Below are 20,355 nucleotides of genomic sequence, written 5' to 3' on the forward strand. Positions count from 1 at the left end.
ACCACAGATATGACACGTATGCTTTTCCCCGCCCTGATCCTTGCTGGCCCCGCTGCGGCTCATACGGACACACATATCCACGCCCATGCCACAGACTACGCCGCGTTGGGCGTTGGCCTTGCTGTTATCGCGCTGGCCGCACTGGTCGTGGTCACGAAGCTTCCGAAATGATTCCTGGCGAGATCATACCTGCCAAAGGTTCACTGACGCTCAACGCAGGGCGCAGCAGTCGTCTTGTTGTTGTCGCCAATACGGGTGATCGACCGGTGCAGGTCGGCAGCCACTACCATTTTGCCGAAGCGAACTCTGCCTTGGATTTTGATCGTTATGTGGCCTTGGGGATGCGATTGGACATCCCGGCAGGCACTGCTGTGCGATTTGAACCGGGTCAAACGCGCGAAGTTATGCTGGTACCCTACGACGGGCGCCGCCACATCTATGGTTTCAATGCACATATTATGGGGGCTCTGAAAGATGCCGGGCAAGATCAGCCGGAGTGACTATGCCTCCATGTTCGGCCCAACGGTCGGCGACAAAGTTCGATTGGCAGATACCGATCTGATTATCGAGGTCGAGAAAGACCTGATCGTCGAGCGCGCAACAGCTGCGCGTTTCAGCGAAACCGGCCACCGCGAAGACGTCTATGGCGAAGAGGTCAAATTCGGTGGAGGCAAGGTCATTCGAGACGGGATGGGGCAGTCTCAGGTCACACGCGCCGAAGGGGCGGTGGATACGGTGATCACCAACGCGCTGATCGTCGATCATTCCGGCATCTACAAAGCGGATGTTGGGCTGAAAGACGGGCGCATCGCCAAGATCGGCAAAGCCGGAAATCCCGATACGCAACCCGGCGTCGACATCATCATCGGCCCCGGCACCGAGATCATCGCGGGCGAGGGTCGCATTCTGACCGCAGGCGGGTTCGACAGTCACATCCATTTTATCTGCCCACAACAGATCGAAGACGCGCTGCATTCCGGCCTGACCACGATGCTGGGCGGCGGCACCGGACCGGCGCATGGGACACTGGCGACCACCTGCACACCCGGCCCCTGGCATATCGGGCGGATGTTGCAGGCAGCGGATGCGTTTCCGATGAATCTGGCCTTCGCGGGCAAAGGCAACGCCTCCTTGCCCGCGGCACTTGAAGAACAGGTCAAATCCGGTGCTTGTGCCCTGAAACTGCACGAAGACTGGGGTACGACCCCCGCCGCCATCGATTGCTGTCTGTCGGTCGCTGATGCAATGGACGTGCAAGTGATGATCCACACCGATACGCTCAATGAATCGGGCTTTGTTGAGAACACTGTGGCCGCCATGAATGGCCGCACAATCCATGCGTTCCACACCGAAGGCGCAGGCGGCGGCCACGCCCCGGACATCATCAAGATCTGCGGTGAAAATCACGTTCTGCCGTCCTCGACCAATCCCACGCGGCCCTTCACCGTGAACACGGTCGAGGAGCATCTGGATATGCTGATGGTCTGTCACCATCTCGACAAATCCATCCCCGAGGACGTGGCCTTTGCCGAAAGCCGCATCCGGCGCGAGACTATAGCGGCCGAGGATATCCTGCACGACATGGGGGCTTTCTCGATCATCGCGTCTGACAGTCAGGCCATGGGCCGCGTGGGAGAGGTCTTGATCCGCACGTGGCAAACTGCGGACAAGATGAAGAAACAGCGTGGGCGTCTACCCGAGGAAACCGGTGAGAACGACAACTTTCGCGTCCGTCGTTACATCGCGAAATACACCATCAACCCAGCCATTGCCCATGGCCTGAGCCACGAAATCGGAAGCATCGAGGAAGGTAAACGCGCTGATCTTGTTCTTTGGAATCCTGCTTTCTTCGGGGTGAAACCAGAGATGGTTTTGCTGGGTGGCACAATTGCCTGCGCGCAGATGGGGGATCCGAACGCATCGATCCCTACGCCGCAGCCAGTTTACAGTCGCCCTATGTTCGGCGCGTACGGGCGATCGGTAGAAAACTCGGCGATCACTTTTGTCTCGCAAGCAGCCTATTCAGAGGGGCTTGGTGATACACTGGGATTGGCAAAAAAGACCGTCGCCGTCCAAAACACGCGAGAGATTGGCAAACAGGATCTTTTGCTGAACGACACGACGCCTCATGTCGAAGTCGACCCTGAAACCTACGAGGTCCGGGCAGATGGCGAATTGCTGACCTGCCAACCCGCCGAAACGCTGCCAATGGCGCAACGATACTTTTTATTCTGACCAAAAATTGTGCTGCGTTGCGGCACGCGCAAGGCGGAAATGACCAAACACTATCTACTGAGTGAGGCCGATATGACAAATATTAAACCCCATGGGAGGACCAACGTTTACGAGGGTCCAAATGGCACATTCAACAACACATACGACCGCGCGCTTTTCGCTGCCCGGTTTGATCGCATCCGTCGGGTCGTCGATTTTCTCGGCTCTGACCAGGCTAGCCGAAGCCCAATCACGCGTCCGGCAAGTCGAATTCCTGCAATCGCTCAGCGACGAGGAATTGAAAAAACGCGGTCTGACACGCGAACGGATCGTGCACCGGGTCTTTGCGGATTCAATCTGGCTCTGACCAACACTTCTACAGAGGAGGTACTGGTATGACCGCCCTGCTCTGTACTGCACATCGTTATTCGGATCACACACATGGCGATCCGGCAGATTGCTTGTCTTTGACTTACGATGACCGGTTTTTGCGCCGCAAGGTTCTGACCTGTGAAAGCGGTGAACAGATCCTCATCGATCTGGCACAAACGACGTCGTTGAACCACGGCGGCGCATTGGTTCTGGATGACGGTCGCGAAGTGGAGATACAGGCCGCACCCGAAGCGTTGCTTGAAGTAAATGCCCCGGATCTGACGCGTATCGCATGGCATATCGGCAATCGCCACACGCCCTGCCAGATCGAAAAGGATCGACTTTTGATTCAGGTCGATCACGTTATCCGGGACATGCTGTTGAAAATTGGCGCATCGGTAAAAGAAGTGCATGAACCGTTCACCCCCGAAGGCGGAGCTTATGGCCACGGCAGGACCCATGGCCACACCCACTGACGCGGACATTCTGACGCTGACCCAATGGTTGTCTCCTGCCTATCCTGTCGGGGGATTCGCCTATTCGCACGGGCTGGAGGCGGCGATTGACGCGGGAACTGTCGCGAATTCCCGGGATACCGAAGCCTGGATTTCAGATGTGCTTGAACATGGCTCTGGGTGGAATGACGCGTTGTTTCTGGTGGCTGCGTACAATGCGCAGGACCAAGATGAGCTCATCAATACCGATAGCATCGCGCGGGCTTTTTGCGCGACATCCGAAAGGCTTATGGAAACCGATCTACTGGGTCAGGCATTCGGAAATGTCACGAAGGGCGTTTGGGAACTGGACCTTGGACAGTTCACATATCCGGTCTCTGTCGGTCAGGCTGCAAGACTACAAAACCTTCCTGTTGAGCTAACAACCAAGATGTTTCTGCAAGCATTCGCAAGTAACCTTGTCGCCTGTGCAACTCGTCTCGTGCCGCTGGGGCAGACTGATGCTCAAAGCGTGATCCGCCAGTTGACGCCGCTGTGCGCTCAGGTTGCTGCAAGGGCACAAAAGGCGAGTCTTGACGAATTGGGCTCTACCGCGTTCCTGGCAGATCTGGCGTCTATGAAACACGAAACACAGTATTCGAGGATCTTTCGCACATGACCAGTATGAACGGCCCACTTCGCGTCGGTATCGGAGGCCCGGTCGGAGCCGGAAAAACCACTTTGACCGCTGCTTTGTCCGAAGCGCTGCGCGATGTTTGTTCTGTGGGTGTTATCACCAATGATATTTACACGCAGGAAGACGCCGAGGCGCTGATGCGCATGCAGGTTCTGCCGCGGGACAGGATCATCGGCGTTGAAACCGGCGGTTGCCCTCATACTGCAATTCGTGAAGATGCCTCGATCAATTTGGCGGCCGTTGCTGAAATGCAGACACGGCACCCCGATCTCGACGTGGTGTTGATTGAAAGCGGTGGCGACAATCTGTCGGCCACATTCAGCCCGGAACTGGCGGATTTAACCATCTACGTCATCGATGTCGCGGCGGGCGAGGAAATCCCCAGAAAAGGCGGACCGGCAATCACGAAATCGGACATCCTGATCATCAACAAAACCGATCTGGCGCCGCATGTTGGCGCTTCGCTGGAGGTTATGGAACGTGATGCCAAGAAAATGCGCAAAGGACGACCTTTCGTGTTCTCGTCGCTTCGCCAAAGAAATGGGGTCGACACAATCGTGGATCTGCTGGCGAAAGGAGGGGGGCTGGGGATTTCGAGGCGAACTGATCCCGATGACAAACTGTCCACACACAATTCCGGTTAGAAAGACCTAAGGAAAAATCACAGTGGCATTTTTTCGGATTTCAAATACGCGTCTGAAATCTATGCAGGCACGGGACACCTTAGAGGTTCTACAATGCGCCTCAATTTCAAGTGGGCTTGAAGGCTGTGTCGCAAACTTTGAACTGAGATTGACGAGCACTCAGGTTTCGCAGTCTGTTCCCGTCGAATAGTTTTCGAACAGGTTTTAAGTATGATCTCTCTGAAAGGCTGCCACTTTCCCAAGGATGCAGTTCTTTACGCTGTGTATTTCTATTTGCGGTACACAGTGTCGTATCGTGATTTGGAAGAGATCATGGCCGAACGCGGCGTGCAGGTGGACCACGCCACTCTCAACAGGTGGGTCGTTAAGTATTCGTCGATGATCGCCGCGAGCGCGCAATCGAAGAAGCGACCAACGCTGAGTTCCTGGCGCATGGACGAAACCTATCTCCGTGTGCGCGGCAAGTGGATGTATCTTTATCGAGCAGTCGACAAAGCGGGAAACACCCTAGATTTCATGCTGTCTGAGCGACGAAATCGTCCAGCAGCAACCAGGTTCTTTGCCAAAGCACTGTCGTCAAACGGGATCCCAAACAAAATCGTCATCGACAAAAGTGGAGCAAATGCAGCTGGCATTCGAGAAGTGAACAGGATCCTGAAGCGGTTCGGCTGCCCAGCCAAAGTACAGACGATCAGGTCCAAATTTTTGAATAACATGATCGAACAAGATCATCGGTTCATAAAGCGGCGTGTTCGGCACATGTGTGGGTTTAAGTCGTTCGAATCCGCTTCCGCCACTTTGGACGGCATCGAGGTCGCCAACATGATCCGGAAGCGGCAATTCTCTAGTGATACGACTTCCGGCTTTCGGATGTTTGCTGAGATCGCAGGATAACTGCGTCCAGCATATCGCTGGCTTTGGTCGTCCCAAAAGTTTGCGACACTACCGCGTAGACGGATATCATCCCGACAAGAACCCCGCAGGCTGACAGGGCCAGAACCGGCGAGAAGTAAAACAGCAAAATTACTGATACGACAAATTGCACGACCCCTGCGATTGCCGACGGTAGAATTTCCTCCAGAAAGTCGGCCAGTTCACGCCCCATTCCGATCCGGGCGTTCAGAGACGAAATCGGCAGGTTCGAAAACCGCGCGGCAAGTGCCTTGCCCAGTTCGACGCGGATCGTTCCGTAAACACGCGTATCGTAAACCCGCCGGATCACGCCGATCAGTGTGAGGGCGATCATAAGAGCGCCCAAATGCACAAAGGACTGAAACTCTCCGCTCAGCAAACCATCTATGGCGAAACCGATGAACAACGGGATCAACACAGTTAAGGCCGTCTCGGACAGGATCAGTAACCACGTGAGGATGACGCGCCAGCGAAATACACTCAGAAGTGTTCCGATTTTCAGGTTTTGATCCCTCAACATAGGGCGCTACTGATCATAGTGGATACGAACGCGAACATCGCCCGGCCAGACCGAGGCAGCCTTGAAATCAGGCTCATCTTCTGGGTTTGGGGCACCTGTTGAACCCACCCCCTCCAACAGTTTCGTTGCAGTCATGTTCAGATCTTCATCTTTGTTTTCATCATGAAACAACAGCACCGCGTAGGGGCCTGCGTTCAGGTTAGAAAATTCATGGCTGACACTACCTTTGCGTGATGGAACCTGGGCGTAGTCAACGGCGCCCCAGACATCCAAACTGTCAAAGGCGCGGGCATTATCAAACACTAGGATCACGACGTTTCCCTTGGCGTTACGGATGCCATCCACGGTCACATTCAATCCATCAGCGGCAGCTGGTGTTGCCAACGTCATAATAGCGAATGCGAGTGCTAAAAGAGAACGTGTCATGGCTTTGTCCTTTCTTCAGACGGCCGCAGAAGGTGTGGGTTGACAACCGCAAGGACATCCTCGGCGATGGCGATCAACACCGGCACCAGCAGCAGCATCAGCGCGGTGCCGAACAGTTCCCCAAAGGCCAGAGAGATTGCCGCCGGGATCAGATACTGCGCCTGCTCAGAGGTTTCGGTCAGCAAAGGCAGTAGGCCAATCACCGTCGTTGCGGTGGTGAGAAAGATCGCCTTGAAACGTCCGGTGCCTGCGCTTTTTAGTGCCAGAGTCACAGGCTGACTTTCTTCGCGCGCCTGATTGTAACGGGTGATCATGACCAGACTGTCATTCACGATCACACCAGTCAGCGCCAGCATGCCGAAGAACGAAAACAGCGACAGCGAGACATCCATGATCAGGTGCCCGACGGCGGCTGCGATAAAGCCAAAGGGCACGATGGCCAGGATAACAAAAGGCTGCCAATAGCTTTTTAGCGGAACGGCCATCAGCACATAGATCAGCACAGCCGCCAGCAACAGCGCGCGTTTCAGACCATCGCTGATATCAGCCATCTCTTCCAGTTCACCGGCAGGCAGGACAGTGACACTGGGATACTTGGTGCGGAGTTTCGGGACCAGCTGCTCAAACACCGCCTGACCCACCTCTTCGGGGGCAACTCGATCGCGGTCGATGGACGCGGCCACGATGTTCATGCGTTTGCCGTCGCGGCGATCAACGATGCCAGAGGTATATGCGCCTTCGATTTCGGCAACCGTCTCAAGCGGCACCCAAGCACCGGAGGCGCTGCGCAACTGGGTCTGCATCAGATCGGCGAGCGTATCGCGGTTTTCCTTCGCATTCTGTACGACCACGCGGACTTCGGATCCGTCTCGCCTGACCTTGGTTACCTCGGCCCCGCCGAAGCCATAGCCAATCTGTCTTGCCAAGGCCTCGGCGTTGAACCCAAGATGCCGCGCGTCCGGACGCAGGCGAAGTTTCAGTTCGGGTTGGCCGCCCGCCAACCCATCCCGCACATTCGCCACGCCTTCGATATTCGACAAAAAATCTTTCATCTCAGCGCTGGCTTGTCGCAGCAAGTCTTCATCCTTTGATGCCAACCGGATGCGGAAACCTCCGGCGAGCGTTTCCGTTCCGGTGAATTCCAGCTCGGTTGCGCCTTCAACGGTACCAACCCGGTCACGCCATTCGCGGACCACGGAAAGGATCGGAACGTCCGAGCGTTCGGCTGCCGGGATCATCTCGGCGTAAATTTGCGCGCTGCCAGCGCTGTTGATGATGCTGAACACCGTCTGCACAGGCGGCGTGCCCACGCCCACCTTTTCGGCAAGTTCAGCGTTCAGGCCGTTCAACTCGGCTTCGATCCGATCCACATTCGCGCGGGTCAGCGCAAAGGGCGCGCGGGCGTCCATTTCCAGATTCATCGTGATGATCTGGCCGGGCACCTCAGGGAAGAACACCGTCTTGACTTTGCCCTTGTACATCAGGCCCAGCCCCAGCGTTGCGGCGGCAATGAACAGGATCAACACGGCGTAACGCTGACGCACCGCCGCAACGAGCAGCGGCTGATAGATGCGGTCCCGCACCCAGTTCAGGCCACCCTGCGCAGTATCCTGTACCCGGCCCCAGAGGCGGGTTAGCAGGTACCGGCGTTCTTGGCCCATCGAAACTTGCGCCAAATGGGCGGGTAGGATGAACTTGCTTTCGATGAGTGAGAAGATCAGTGTCAGGATCACCATCCCCGCGAACCCCGCCAGCACTTTGCCTAGCGGATTGTCGATTAACAGCATCGGGAAAAAGGCCGCGATTGTGGTCAGCACGCCAAATACAGTGGCAACGGCCACGCGGCGTACGCCGCGTTCAGTGTCTTTGATCGGGTCTCTGCCCTTGCGGCGCTCTTCGAAAACGCTTTCACCGACCACAACGGCGTCATCGACCAGTATCCCCAAGGCAATAATCAGGCCAAACGTCGTGACATCATTCAGCGAATAATCCACCCATTTCGAACCCGAGACCGCGATCGCCCCCATGACCGAAACGGGAATGCCCATTGCAACCCAAAAAGCCAAACGAACGTTCAGGAAAATCGACAGCATCAAAGTCACAAGGATCAATCCCTGCACTCCGTTCGACTGCAACAGCGCCAGACGGTCCGAGATATAGTCAGCGCTATCGCCCCAGACCTCGACCTGAACCTGCGATGGCAGCTGGTGGCTGAACGCATCGACCGTGCGGCGCACGACGTTGCTGATCTCCAACAGGTTCTCTTTTTGCCCGACCAGAACCTCCATCCCCACGGTTGCTTTGCCGTTCAGCCGGAACAGGTACTCACCATCATGAAACGTGTCTTCGATTTTGGCGATATCGCCCAAAGGCACAAAGGACCCGTCGCCGCGTTCGATGATCGGCAGGGCCGCGTATTCCGGCGCATATCTGGCCCGTTCATCAGCGCGCAAATAGATCGTGCCGCCCTCGGTCCGCAAGCGACCTGCCTGAAAGGCCAGCGAATTTCCCTCGATAGCGCGCGTCACATCCGAGACGGTCAGCCCATAATGGCGCAACAGTGCCGGGTCGATTTCGATGCGCAATTCCCGTGGTATTAGGCCCCAGATCTGTAGCCGGGAGAGTTCCGGTTGTGCTAGCAACTCTTCTTTCAAGCGCTGCGCAAGGCTCTGCAATGTGGCCGGGTCTGTTTCGCCAAAGAGGTTCAGATACAGTGCAGGGAAATCGAAACCCGACGCTTCGATCACAGGGCGGCGCGCAGTACCGGGCAGATCGGTCAACCCGTCAATCCGAATACGGACCCGGTCCAGTACAGCTTGCAGTTTCTGGCCACCTGCACGGCGGACGGTGACGACGCTGAGGTCATTTTGAGATTGCGAAGTTACACTACGCACGCCCTCCAACCCTTCGAGCGCCTGCTCGACTTTCTGGGTCACCAATTCATCGACCTGTTCGGCCGTGGCGTCAGGAAACTCGATTGAGATTGTGACGCTTTCTGGCGGAATACGCGGGAAGCCTTCGATCCGGATGTTCAGCAGCGTCTGTACCCCGAGGAAGAGGATCAGTGCCATCATAAGGTTGGCAGCGACCGGATTGCGGATAAACCAGGATGTCAGCGCGTGCATGGTTCAGCCCCCGTCCGATTGCGGTGTCACCTGCTGGCCCGGCAAAAACGAGGCCAGTGGCGTTTTGGCCACGCGCCACGGGCCGATTCCATCGGGGGCTAATATTGTGACTGTACCTTCGCTGCGGAACAAAATGTTCGGGCTGAGCCTTTGCAAATGCTCCTCATCGTCCACCAGCCAAATGTACCCCGCACGGGTCAGGGCGCTTTCGGGCAGGGTCACGGTGTCTGCAATCCGACGGCCGAAAATATCGACTTGCAAGAAATCTCCGGCAAGTATGCCTTCATCCGGATTTGTGACGTCCAAAAAGACACGCACCTGCCGTGTGTTTTGATCCAGAAACCCGCCTCCACGCCGGACTTTAGCTTTCCCTAGAGCTACACCTGAGCGCTGTGTCAGGTCAGCCATTGCGCCAGAGATCGGGTGATCCAACAGCGCCCAATCCGCCTGACTGAACTCGGCAACCAGTTCAAATTGTCGGTCGTCCGAAAGGTGTATCAGGGCGTCGCCCGGATTGACCGTCTGGCCAAGGCTGGCAAAGCGATGGGTGACAAAGCCCGAAAACGGGGCAACGACTTCTGCGTCCTTCAGCTCATTGCGCGCTGCATTCAGGCGCGCCTGCGCCGCCGCAACGGTTTTTTCGGCGATACGTAACTGCGGCAGGTTCACAGCCAATTCGTTTGGCGGTTCTGTCTCATCCCGATCAAACTGTCGCTGCGCAACGGTGACGTTGTTTTGAGCACGCAGCAACTCCAGCTCCGCCTGCTCAAGCTCCATCTCAGCCGCAGCAACGGCACTTTGATACGGTGCCTTTTCGATTGAAAACAAAGGATCACCCAGCTCCACCTTGGCACCGGCCAAAGCGGCGGCATGCACTGCGTTGATGCGCCCGGACACGGCAGATCGCAGCTCCGCATCCCATCGAGGGCGCACTTCCGCAAAAGCCGAAACCCGAGCCTGCACGGTTTTCGAGGCAACGCTGACGACTGAGACGGTCGGCGGCGGCGGTGATGTGTTGGTTGCCTGAACATCAATTGTATCTTCGGTGTCAAACAACAGCGTGATGATCGCGACAAACAGCGCCAGCGATAGTCCAATCCAGAGCCATCGACGGGCTGGCCTTTGCCGAGTTTTCAAGGTTTTGTCCGTCATTGTCCTATTTTTCCCGTTCCGCCGAATCCATTGCGCCTTGTGGTATGCGATAAAATCTCATATATTATGAACGATCGTTCGTTCAATATGAAATGCGCAAAATGACCAAAGACACCGAAAAGCCAGGTTCAATCCGGGAAAAGACGACAGCCAGACGACGGAACCAGATTTTGGAGGCCGCCGTAATGTGTTTTCTTGAACGTGGCTATCATCAGACCGGTGTCCGTGACATCGCTGCGCGGGCGGGTGTTAGCCTTGGAAATCTCTACAATCATTTTCGGGGCAAACATGATGTGCTTGTGGAAATCGCAATGCTTGAACGCCGCGAGATGGAACCGTTTCTGAAAATCCTGAACTCAACCACCTCCGCACCCAAAGTGTTGAAGAAGTTCATCAGGGCCTACGCCAAATATCTGGCTGCGCCGGAAAATGTTATTCTCACGTTGGAGATTTCGAGTGAAGCCGTTCGCCAGCCGGACATCGCACAGCTGTTTGTCGAGAACCGCTCCAGCATGTCTGATGCTCTGGAAACGGTTGTCAGACGTGGGATTACAGACGGTGATTTGCGCGCTGTTCCTGATCCGCATCAGGCGTCACAGCTCATAATAGAGGTTCTGGAAGGCAGCGCATATCGCAGTGTGTTGTCTGAAATACCAATGACTAGGGTCATTGGCTGTACCGAAGATTTTATTCTGAGTTCCCTGATGATGCGTCAGTGAAACGAGTTTTGTGAGTTTACTTAAAAGTCATGAAATTTTGCCAAGCAGAAGCCACACTGCAGCATTCGTGCGGACAACCAAGTTGCGCTTGGGACCGTACAAGAAAGGAATGTGTCGCAAACACTTGAAACGCCTAAAGTCAGCGACTTGTTGGATACACCTATCCCACTATCTTGGCGCATAGCCGAAAGCCGGAAGTCGTATCGCTGGGGAATTGCCGCTTGCGGATCCCATTGGCGAGCTCAATGCCGTCCAAAGTAGCTGATGCGGATCTGAAGGATTTGAACCTACACATGTGCCGTACGGGATGCTTGATAAACCGATAATCCTGTTCGATCAGGTTATTCAGATACTTGGCCTTGACCGTTGGATTTGGCTGGGCAGCCGAACTGAGTAGGGATTTTGTTCACCTTTCGAATACCCGCCGCGTTGGTGCGGCTTTTGTCGATGACGATATTGCTCGGGCACCATTTGAAGACAGCGCTTTGCCAAAACCTTGCTGCTGCTGCGCGGTTCCTGCGCTCAGACAACTTGAAATCAAGAGTGTCCCCAGCTTTGTCGACGGCCGATAGAAGTGCATCCATTTGCCGCGAATACAAATATAGGTTTCGTCCATGCACCTTGAGCTCGACGTTGGACGCTACTTTGATTGCGCACAAGCTGCGACAATCGGCGCGTATTTCACACCCCACTTGTTCAAAGTGGCGTGGTCAACTCGCGCGCCGCATTCGGCCATGATCTTTTCTAGGTTACTGTGTACCGAAGATAGACATGAACAGCTTACGAAACTGCATCCTTTGGGACATGACAGCCCTTTAACGAGATCATGCTCAAATAACCTGTTCGAAAATTTTTCGACCGGTACAAACCTCAGATCACGCATGCTCGTAAACTAGCCCCCAGAGTTTGCGACACATCCGACGTTATCTTTAGATTATCCGAACCCCAGGTCGCAGCTTTGTATAACTGACATTCTTGAGTTCACATGGAAATTGTCCCGGCGCGGCACATACCAGAACCTTCTGCGCAATGGGCTCAAAATCGGCGCGAAAATGCGCTGTGCTTTTGACACATAGTATCTGCGCGTCTTCCGGCTCCAGATTGAACAAACATATTTGCGCCAGATCCAGACATTGATTGCGAATGCTGGTGACAAGGACATGGACTTGCGTTCCGCTTAGCTGCAATGCGACCGACGGACCGAGCGTTGCAACACCGCCGCCATACATTTCGCCTGTATAACGGCATTGGCCGTCGCTCAGGTGGTGCACCTTCACTTGTGCAGAAAAGGGGGTGTCGCCGGGACCTTTGCCGCCAATCTCGGCTTCGAATTCCGCCTCTTCGCCCAGTTTGTGGGCCTTGGCGGCCAGCTGCGGGTCATGCAGCATCCCGAGAATGGCCGAGGGCGCGTTCTGATGCACGAGCTCACGTAGCAATCCTGTCGTGTCGGCGGACGCTCCGGCCCCGGGGTTATCCTGCACATCCGCAATGACAACAGGTCCTTTGCCGTTTGCGTGGCGTGCAGTGGCAACAGCATCTTTGGGGCTTAGTAGGGTGGTATCGAACCGTGCTTCAGCCGTCTGTAACTGTTCGAACATCTGCGATGACAATGCGTTAGAATCGGACTGAGACGCGCTGTAGGCCACGACGGATGGTCCGCAATCGGCTGTATCGGCTGCGGTGAATCCCATGGCGAGTTCTAAAAGGCGCCCACGCGACCCGTCCAAGGCATCCAGCGCGGCGTACAGCGTTTTTGCCGGGGCCACTTCCGTGTATTGGCTGTGCAGGGGGATCAGGTACTCACCCTGCCGCCACGCTTTAGCAGGTGGACCCTTTGAACAGATGTCGCGCATCATTCGAAAGGCCCGCGCGCCTGTGTCTGCCATGTCGAGATGTGGGTAGGTGCGGAAAATGGTCATCGCGTCCGATAAATCCACCATTTGCCCCGAGATATTGGCGTGCATATCAAGGCTTGCAACAAGCGGTAAGTCCTTCCCGATCACCTGCCTGATCCTCGACAACAGTTCTCCTTCACCATCATCGCAGGACTCGGTGACCATGGCGCCGTGCAGGTCCAGATAGACCCCATCCAGCGGCGTCATGTCCGCCAACGCGTCAGCGATGCGTCCGGCAATAGTGTCAAAGGCGTGATCCGTGACCTTGCCGCCCGGTTCGGCGGCGCACCACAGGACAGGCAACACATCGACCCCATCCAACAGCGCGGCTTTTGCGAAACCAGCGATGGGCAGGTTCATACCGCGGGTCACATCCAGTACGTCTTGACCACTCAGCAATTCCGGCCAGCTGTCGGCTTGTTCAAAATCGCTCAGCCGCGTTGGAGTGTCGACGAAAGTGTTGGTTTCGTGCTGAAATCCTGCGATTGCAATTCTCATATGATCCTTCAGCCGTTTATTGCTGCACCAATTCGGCGGTCAAAATCTCACGCAGTTTTGCCGCCACGATTTCCGGTTTGTGCCGAGTCATCGAAACATGGCCCAGACCGGGAATTTCGTGGAACACGCCGTTGGGCGCAAGATCAGAAACAACTTTGCACATGACCGGAGCGGTTTGAACATCCTCGGAAAAGGCGATGACGTGCATCGGGACCGGGCAGGTTTTTAGCCCTTCGCGGCAATCGAATTCCAGACAGGCCTCCCACTGATCAATCGTTGCCTGTGGGTCGCGATCCCGAAAACGTTCGGTGTAGGATGCCTTGAGCTGTTCCCAAAGCTCGGGTTCGTGCAGTGCTTTGGCCGGAAAGGCGTAAACCGCATAATGCGGCGCCAGAAAATAGTCTGGCAGGGTGATGCCATCCTTGCGCAGATCGATTTCGGCCTGCATCCAGTCACGGGTGAACCCGTCGATATAGGCTGAGGTGCCCATGGGAATGGCCAGCCGCACCTTGCCCGGGAAGTTTATCGCGGTTTGCTGCGTAACCAGACCGCCCAGTGACAGACCGCAGACGGTCGCTTGCCCACCGGCAAAGGCGTCAATCACGGCGGCGCAATCCGCGGCATAGTCATGCATCGTCCACGGTGGAGGGGGTGACTGCGTATCACCGGCCCCCCGTGGATCATAGGTGATGCACTTAAAACTGTCAGACAGGCGCGAGAATTGCTCGGAATAGGCCTCAGCCGTCTGATCGCCTCCGGGAACAAACACGACTGGCGGCCCGTCCCCTTCGACGACGACCCGCATGGTGACGCCGCCTATGGTCAATTGGTGCGTTTCGGCTTTTGGCCCAAATTCAGGGAAAGCTGACATTGGAAGGCTCCTGTGGCCGCAAGGACGCGCTACATTCCGTTGCGGGGAATGATGTGCGTCTCTTCTTCTTCGAAAATGAGTTCATCACCTGACCAGGCCTTGAGGCGTGAGGTCAGGTGAAACTCGGTCGCCGTTGCCCGTTGTTCGGAATAGGTCCAGATTTTCGCGGACCAGTCGTCGCGGTCAAAACCGGCCGTTTGCTCCATGGTGGAGACGGCGGATAGTGGATCGCTAGGGTGGATCGTGTAGCGGCGGTCTGAAACGTCGCTAAGCACTGTTCCGATGTCATCGAGGCGGAAATCGCCGACCGGACCAAACACTCCGCCGTCCAGGAAGAACCGGTGTGTCATCTCGTCGGTCGTCAGATCAGTATGGATCGAACGTTCCATCGAGCCACTGCGAACATGGGTTTTTCGCGGGACTGCGGTGGGGGGCGCTGGTTCGGGCAGCGGACGCGGTTCGGTGCTGCCGCCAGGCTGGGTTCTGACCGGCAGGATCAGCCGGGATGTACCGGGCCAGATCGTAAGCGTCACCGGCTGCGGCGCGGGCCACAGAACTGGCCAATATGTTGAGGCGATTTGCAGAATGACCCGATGGCCTATCGGCACCCGGTAGCCTGTTCCGTACATGGGAACCGTAACGGTCATGTCTTTGCCGGGCGTGATCGGCGTAGGCTGGGTGTCACTTTCGCGATGGTTGAGGTTGCAAAACCCTCGCGCGATCAAGGTTTGTGCGCCGTCCGGGGCCTCATCCACCAGCAAGGCGGCGACAAACCCCTGTGGCTTATCAGCGGATACCGTCAGGTCAATGCTGGGCTGGCCCAACAAGTCCAGCGGTTCGGTCAGGGGCGCCCCCTTGAACTGCAAAGCACCCCCGGCATCGATCCTGCAATCCGCAGCCATATCGCCGGGGATCGCGAACGAGCACATGTCGCCAGCGGCTGCCCCGAACGTCTGCGGCGAGCAGATCGACATCGCCGTCCCGGCCTGAGCTGTATCGTCCAGCGTCTGATCATTTAGCCAGAGCGTCTGCGCGGACACATTCGGCGACGGCCAAGAGGGTTCTTCGACCCAACGCCCCGCGCGATGCAGATGCGTGCCTGAAGGGGCCACGCTGTCATGCAGGAAAAACCGCAGCGGGGGCTCATCCATCAGACCGGTATCTTTGCCTTTCAGCCAATGGTCCCAAAAGCGGATTACTTCGCCGACAAAATCGGCCTTTGGCCCGGGGACACCTTCATGCGGGTAAAGATGCGCCCAAGGTCCCATCAGGATTTTCACGGGGCCTTTGAGATGCTCGGCAATGCGGAAGGGCGTGTCCCGGAACAGGTCCATCCAGCCGCCGAAGAAATACACGGGAACCTCTACTTCCGCATAGTTTTCGCAGATCGAGCCGCGCCGCCACATCTCATCATGGGTTTGGTGCTCCAGCCACATGGCAGGCCAGAATTTCGCGCCGGTCATCCGGTCACGCCACATGTCGATCCAGCGATCCGCACCGACAATCTCGGGGTCGGGAGGCATCGCATTGTAGAGCTGCATGATCGAACCCCACCAGAAATTATCGTTGGCCAGACAGCCACCATAAAAGTGAATATCCTCGCGCCACCGATCATCCGTTCCCATCACCGGAGCGATGGCTTTCAGTGCCGGGGGCCGGGTCGCTGCGACCTGAAACGCGTTATACGCCCCCCAGCTTTTGCCGAACATGCCGACATTTCCGTCGCACCAATCCTGAGCAGCAATCCATTGAACGACGTCATGGCCGTCCTTGATTTCTTGGTGAGAGTATTCGTCCTCGGCCACGCCTTCGCTGTCGCCATACCCCCGGATATCCACCCGGATCGAAGCGTATCCGGCGGCCGCGAAGTGTGGATGCATGCTCTCGTCGCGCATGCGCGTGCCATCCCGACGTCGGTAGGGGATGTATTCCAGAATACAGGGCAGCGGTGAGGTTCTGGCAGACGCAGGCAGCCAGAGCCGCGCGGCAAGGTTTGTGCCGTCGGGCATCGGAATCCAGACAGTTTCGATGACCTCGATGTCACTCATGATGCGGCCTGTTTTTCCATTTCCGGCGGGCGGGCACCGGGTTCAAGGGGGAAATGACAGGCAACTGCGCGTCCGTCTGTAACCTGCCGCTCTGGTGCATCCACACTGCATCGTGATTGCGCCCATGGGCAGCGGGTGTGGAACTCGCATCCAGCCGGTCGCGCCAGCAGCGAGGGAACTTCGGCAGGTAGGGTGATTCGGTCGTGGGTTTTGTCCGGGTCTGGCTCGGGGTTGGCCGACAAAAGTGCCGCCGTATAGGGGTGTTGCGGTGCGCTGAACACCTCTTCAGTGTCACCTGCCTCAACAAAGCGCCCCAGATACATCACCGCTGTTCGATCAGCCACATGGTGCACCACATGCAGGTTGTGCGTGATGATGACCATTGCCAGTCCGAGCCGCTCGCGCAGATCGTTCAGCAGGTTGAGAACCTCGCCCTGCACTGACACGTCCAGACCAGCGGTGGGTTCGTCCGCGATAATCAGCGCCGGGTCCAGTGCAATGGCCCGCGCCACGCCAACGCGCCGGGCTTGCCCGCCCGACAACTGATGTGGAAAGCGAGAGGCGAAACTTGTTGGCAACCCCACCAAGGTCAGCAGCCGCGCGGCCTCGTCCCGCAGGTTGCGGCCTTCGATCCCGTGGATGCGGAACGGCTCGGTCACTAGATCGCCGACGGTCATGCGCGGGGACAGGGAGCCCACGGGGTCCTGAAACATCATCGACATACGTTTGCGAACTGGCTTCATCGCCTTGCGATCCAACGTGTCGATGCGCTGGTTCTCGAACGTAATGGATCCTGCGCTGATTTCTTGCAAACCGTTCACGGCCCGCGCGAGCGTCGTTTTGCCCGAACCGCTTTCTCCGACAAGCGCAAAGGTTTCACCTCGGTTGACTTCAAAGTTCACGCCAGCCACGCCAAGGATCGAACTTCTACGCCCAATGCCACCAACCGGGAACGAGACTTGAACGGCTTCAACCTTGAGAATGGGATCGCTGCTCATGCCGTTACTCCGGTTGCTTCGGGGCTGTCTGCAACAACACAGCGGGCGATATGGCCGTCTCCGATATCCTTGTCAGGCGGCGGGGCCGAGCACGCGTCGCTTACAAGGTCGCACCGATTGGCAAAGATACAGCCTGCAGGCCGTGCGCGCAGATCGGGGATTTCTCCGGGGATTGTCGGCAGGTGCCGGGTGCGTTCGCTTTGCCGTGCCGGATCGCATTCCAGCAGCCGCGCCGTGTAGGGGTGGCGCGGGTCCTGGAATATCTGCCGGACGGTTCCGCGCTCCACCACTTCACCCGCATACATGACCACAACGTCATCACACAGCTCGGCGATGACGCCCAGATGGTGCGAAATGAACATGACCGAACAGCCAATTTTCTGCTGCAGGTCTTTGAGCAGCTCGATCGTTGTCACCTCAAGCGTCGCATCCAAAGCCGTTGTGGGTTCGTCCGCGATCAACAGGGCAGGCTCCATCATCAAGGCCATGGCGATGGCGATCCGTTGTTTCATCCCGCCCGAGAACTGGTGCGGATAACGCTCCAAGGCGGCACGCGCATCGGGAATACGGACCAGTTCCAGCATCTCGACCGCGCGATTCAGCTTTTCCTCTTTCGACAGGGACGAGCGATACTGGATATTCAACATCTGCTTGCCGACTGAGATCACGGGGTTCAGCGCGCCCATCGGGTCCTGAAAAACAGTGGCTATGCGCGGGCCGCGCAGGTCGCGCATCCGCGACGGGGGCAAGGTCGTCAGCTCATCCTGCCCGTCGAACAGGATCGAGCCACCATCGATGCTACCATTGTCAGCCAACAGCCCCAGAATGGCGTTGATCAGAGTGGACTTGCCGCAGCCGGATTCGCCCACAATGCCGACGATCCGGTTTTCGGGCACATCGAAGCTTACGTTTTTCAAGGCGCGCAGCGGCCCGGCCTCGGTCGAGAAGCTGACGTTCAGGTTATCTATGCGCAACGTGGTCATCAGCGTCCTTTCAGCCTAGGATCGAACACGTCCCGCAGCGTCTCACCCAGGAAGGTAAAGCCCAGCGTGGTGATGATGATTGGCACACCACCCGCTATCGCGATCCAGGCGGTGTCGCGGATATTGGTGAACCCGTCATTCAGGATCGACCCCCAGCTCGGGGTCGGGGGGCGCACACCGAGACCCAGGAAACTCATACCTGCTTCGATGCCGATGACGACAGGGATGTCCATCGATGCGAGAATAACCAACGGGCCGATCACGTTTGGCAGAATGTGCACCCGCAGGATACGCGCCGTAGACGCGCCCATGCTTTGCGCCGCGGTGACATATTCCGAGGTTTTCAACGCTATGGTCTGGGTTCGGATAATTCGCGCGTAACCGGGTACAGTAACCAGAACGACAACAACCATCACGGCGGTCAGGGATGGTCCCATGAGCGTCACCAGCGCAAGGGCCAGCATGACGGTGGGAAAGCTCTTCATCGCGTCGAACAGCAAGATCATCAGGTTGTCCAGCCAACGCGGCCCGTAGCCTGCAATCAGGCCCAGAACGATGCCGATCACCAGCGACACGGCGGTCGAGACCAGAGCGACAAACAACGCGATCCGTCCGCCATGCAGCACCCGGGCAAACAGGTCCCGGCCCAGTTGATCTGTGCCCATCAGATGCTGTGTGCTAGGGCCCTGGAACCGGTCACGCGGGTTGATTTTCGTCGGGTCCCAGCTGGTGAGCAGATCGGCAAACACAGCGCCGAAGATAACAAACAGCACAAGGAACAATCCCAACGCGCCTAAAGGTTCGCGCAGGATTTTGCGGATCGGGCGCCACAGCTCGGCCATGCGCCCGGGGGCGGGATTAGAAACTGCTTCTGACACGGGGATCCAAAGCTCCGATAATAAGGTCTGCCAACAGGTTGAGCAGAACGAACAGAACGGTGGTGATCAGAACGGTGCCTGTCACAATGGGGAAGTTGCGGGTCAGGATGGCGTCATAGACCAGCTTACCAACGCCGGGGCGGGCAAAGACGATCTCGGCAAAGACAGCCGACGAGAGCATCTGGCCGATGCCCACACCCAGCAAGGTGACCGTGGGCAGGATCGCAATCGACAGAGCATAACGGTAGGTGATCGTTCGATCGGGCAAGCCAAACGCACGTGCGGTGCGGATATGGCTGGCCTCAAGCACTTCGAGCATCGAGGCGCGCACCATGCGGGCGATGTAACCGACCCAACCCAGACCAACGGCCAGAGACGGCAGGATCAGATGGGTAAGTTGATCGCCGAGATTGCCCGGCTCACCAGCGCCAATGGCAGGTAGCCAACGCAGTTCGACGGCAAAGATCAGTAGCGCATAAATCGCAATAACAAAGGACGGCACCGCGATCACGGCAACGGACAGGATGCCAACAATCCGGTCGGCCCAGCTGCCGCGGCTGACCGCCGCCCAGCAGCCCAGCGGAATGCCAAGAGCAACCGACCACGTGATGCCGCCGACGATCAGGGCCAGCGTATAGGGCAGTTGTTCGAACACGACCGTGGTGACGGGACGGCCTGACAGAACCTCTTCGCCTAAATCACCTGTCCATGCCCCGATGTAGAAATTCCAGAACTGAACCAGAACCGGCTGGTTCAACCCCATTTTCTCGCGCAGGGCGGCGCGCATTTCCTCGGTCGCCCGAGGCCCCAGTGCGACCGAAGCCGGGTCGCCGGGGATCAGATAGATCATGCAAAACAGCAGGAACATGGCGACCGACACGATTGCAGCAGCCAGCCCAAGCCGTTTGATAAAATAGCTCAGCATACGCGCCCCCTATAGGCGTGCAGGCGGCGATAACGCGCCGCCCG

General features: G+C 57.1%; 22 protein-coding genes. 9 read left to right on the top strand and 13 right to left on the bottom strand.

What is annotated here, in order from left to right; all coding sequences use genetic code 11:
• The first annotated feature begins 9 nt into the window (after window positions 1–9).
• The 8 genes from ACXADZ_RS19890 to ACXADZ_RS19925 all read left to right on the top strand — a co-directional run bounded on the left by ACXADZ_RS19890 (window position 10) and on the right by ACXADZ_RS19925 (window position 5,255).
• Entirely contained in the window at window positions 10–171 is a 162-nt protein-coding gene (locus ACXADZ_RS19890; RefSeq protein ID WP_475199199.1) for a hypothetical protein, read from the top strand.
• Window positions 168–500, top strand: a complete 333-nt coding sequence (locus ACXADZ_RS19895) for an urease subunit beta (RefSeq protein ID WP_171187293.1) — start codon at window positions 168–170, stop codon at window positions 498–500. The genes ACXADZ_RS19890 and ACXADZ_RS19895 overlap by 4 nt, the downstream gene beginning before the upstream one ends.
• Window positions 475–2,235, top strand: a complete 1,761-nt coding sequence (gene ureC, locus ACXADZ_RS19900; protein ID WP_475199201.1) for an urease subunit alpha — start codon at window positions 475–477, stop codon at window positions 2,233–2,235. Before ACXADZ_RS19895 ends, ureC begins: the two co-directional genes overlap by 26 nt.
• A gap of 121 nt (window positions 2,236–2,356) precedes the next feature.
• Entirely contained in the window at window positions 2,357–2,581 is a 225-nt protein-coding gene (locus ACXADZ_RS19905) for a hypothetical protein (RefSeq protein ID WP_475199203.1), read from the top strand.
• 28 nt (window positions 2,582–2,609) lie between these two features.
• Window positions 2,610–3,062, top strand: coding sequence for an urease accessory protein UreE (gene ureE / locus ACXADZ_RS19910; RefSeq protein WP_171095435.1), 453 nt, complete (start codon window positions 2,610–2,612; stop codon window positions 3,060–3,062).
• Window positions 3,046–3,699: an urease accessory protein UreF gene (locus tag ACXADZ_RS19915; RefSeq protein WP_475199206.1), complete on the top strand. Its 654-nt coding sequence runs from the start codon at window positions 3,046–3,048 to the stop codon at window positions 3,697–3,699. Before ureE ends, ACXADZ_RS19915 begins: the two co-directional genes overlap by 17 nt.
• Window positions 3,696–4,361: an urease accessory protein UreG gene (ureG, locus tag ACXADZ_RS19920; RefSeq protein ID WP_475199208.1), complete on the top strand. Its 666-nt coding sequence runs from the start codon at window positions 3,696–3,698 to the stop codon at window positions 4,359–4,361. The genes ACXADZ_RS19915 and ureG overlap by 4 nt, the downstream gene beginning before the upstream one ends.
• Window positions 4,362–4,571: 210 nt before the next feature.
• The gene (locus ACXADZ_RS19925; RefSeq protein ID WP_475199213.1) at window positions 4,572–5,255 is read left to right on the top strand and encodes an IS6 family transposase; all 684 of its coding nucleotides are present in this window, start codon (window positions 4,572–4,574) and stop codon (window positions 5,253–5,255) included.
• Here ACXADZ_RS19925 and ACXADZ_RS19930 read toward each other — a convergent pair.
• From ACXADZ_RS19930 to ACXADZ_RS19945, 4 genes are read right to left on the bottom strand one after another with little or no spacing between them, the layout of a single operon-like run.
• Window positions 5,206–5,793, bottom strand: a complete 588-nt coding sequence (locus ACXADZ_RS19930; RefSeq protein WP_475199215.1) for an ABC transporter six-transmembrane domain-containing protein — start codon at window positions 5,791–5,793, stop codon at window positions 5,206–5,208. The genes ACXADZ_RS19925 and ACXADZ_RS19930 overlap by 50 nt on opposite strands.
• A gap of 6 nt (window positions 5,794–5,799) precedes the next feature.
• Window positions 5,800–6,219, bottom strand: coding sequence for a DUF2141 domain-containing protein (locus ACXADZ_RS19935; RefSeq protein ID WP_475199216.1), 420 nt, complete (start codon window positions 6,217–6,219; stop codon window positions 5,800–5,802).
• The gene (locus ACXADZ_RS19940) at window positions 6,216–9,344 is read right to left on the bottom strand and encodes an efflux RND transporter permease subunit (RefSeq protein WP_475199217.1); all 3,129 of its coding nucleotides are present in this window, start codon (window positions 9,342–9,344) and stop codon (window positions 6,216–6,218) included. The genes ACXADZ_RS19935 and ACXADZ_RS19940 overlap by 4 nt, the downstream gene beginning before the upstream one ends.
• Window positions 9,345–9,347: 3 nt before the next feature.
• Window positions 9,348–10,496, bottom strand: coding sequence for an efflux RND transporter periplasmic adaptor subunit (locus tag ACXADZ_RS19945; RefSeq protein WP_475199220.1), 1,149 nt, complete (start codon window positions 10,494–10,496; stop codon window positions 9,348–9,350).
• Between the two features lie 101 nt (window positions 10,497–10,597).
• Here ACXADZ_RS19945 and ACXADZ_RS19950 point away from each other — a divergent pair, with 101 nt between their 5' ends.
• Window positions 10,598–11,215, top strand: coding sequence for a TetR/AcrR family transcriptional regulator (locus tag ACXADZ_RS19950; RefSeq protein WP_475199223.1), 618 nt, complete (start codon window positions 10,598–10,600; stop codon window positions 11,213–11,215).
• Between the two features lie 160 nt (window positions 11,216–11,375).
• On the opposite strand, the gene ACXADZ_RS19955 is transcribed toward ACXADZ_RS19950, so the two are convergent.
• The 9 genes from ACXADZ_RS19955 to ACXADZ_RS19995 all read right to left on the bottom strand — a co-directional run bounded on the left by ACXADZ_RS19955 (window position 11,376) and on the right by ACXADZ_RS19995 (window position 20,311).
• A complete protein-coding gene (locus ACXADZ_RS19955) occupies window positions 11,376–11,564 on the bottom strand; it encodes a hypothetical protein (protein WP_475200133.1) in 189 nt (62 codons plus the stop codon).
• Window positions 11,557–11,799, bottom strand: coding sequence for a DDE-type integrase/transposase/recombinase (locus tag ACXADZ_RS19960; RefSeq protein WP_475200135.1), 243 nt, complete (start codon window positions 11,797–11,799; stop codon window positions 11,557–11,559). The genes ACXADZ_RS19955 and ACXADZ_RS19960 overlap by 8 nt, the downstream gene beginning before the upstream one ends.
• A 345-nt stretch (window positions 11,800–12,144) precedes the next feature.
• The gene (locus ACXADZ_RS19965; RefSeq protein WP_475199226.1) at window positions 12,145–13,608 is read right to left on the bottom strand and encodes a M81 family metallopeptidase; all 1,464 of its coding nucleotides are present in this window, start codon (window positions 13,606–13,608) and stop codon (window positions 12,145–12,147) included.
• 16 nt (window positions 13,609–13,624) lie between these two features.
• Window positions 13,625–14,479 (bottom strand): alpha/beta fold hydrolase, encoded by an 855-nt coding sequence (locus ACXADZ_RS19970; protein ID WP_475199228.1) that lies wholly within the window; start codon window positions 14,477–14,479, stop codon window positions 13,625–13,627.
• Between the two features lie 29 nt (window positions 14,480–14,508).
• The gene (locus tag ACXADZ_RS19975) at window positions 14,509–16,527 is read right to left on the bottom strand and encodes a CocE/NonD family hydrolase (protein ID WP_475199231.1); all 2,019 of its coding nucleotides are present in this window, start codon (window positions 16,525–16,527) and stop codon (window positions 14,509–14,511) included.
• On the bottom strand, window positions 16,524–17,525 hold the full coding sequence (locus ACXADZ_RS19980) for an ABC transporter ATP-binding protein (protein ID WP_475199233.1): 1,002 nt from the start codon (window positions 17,523–17,525) through the stop codon (window positions 16,524–16,526). Before ACXADZ_RS19980 ends, ACXADZ_RS19975 begins: the two co-directional genes overlap by 4 nt.
• Window positions 17,522–18,508, bottom strand: a complete 987-nt coding sequence (locus ACXADZ_RS19985) for an ABC transporter ATP-binding protein (protein WP_475199236.1) — start codon at window positions 18,506–18,508, stop codon at window positions 17,522–17,524. Before ACXADZ_RS19985 ends, ACXADZ_RS19980 begins: the two co-directional genes overlap by 4 nt.
• Entirely contained in the window at window positions 18,508–19,386 is an 879-nt protein-coding gene (locus ACXADZ_RS19990; RefSeq protein WP_475199237.1) for an ABC transporter permease, read from the bottom strand. Before ACXADZ_RS19990 ends, ACXADZ_RS19985 begins: the two co-directional genes overlap by 1 nt.
• Window positions 19,367–20,311, bottom strand: coding sequence for an ABC transporter permease (locus ACXADZ_RS19995; RefSeq protein WP_171183674.1), 945 nt, complete (start codon window positions 20,309–20,311; stop codon window positions 19,367–19,369). The genes ACXADZ_RS19990 and ACXADZ_RS19995 overlap by 20 nt, the downstream gene beginning before the upstream one ends.
• Window positions 20,312–20,355 lie beyond the last annotated feature (44 nt).

Source organism: Ruegeria sp. ABM4_193, from assembly GCF_056158705.1.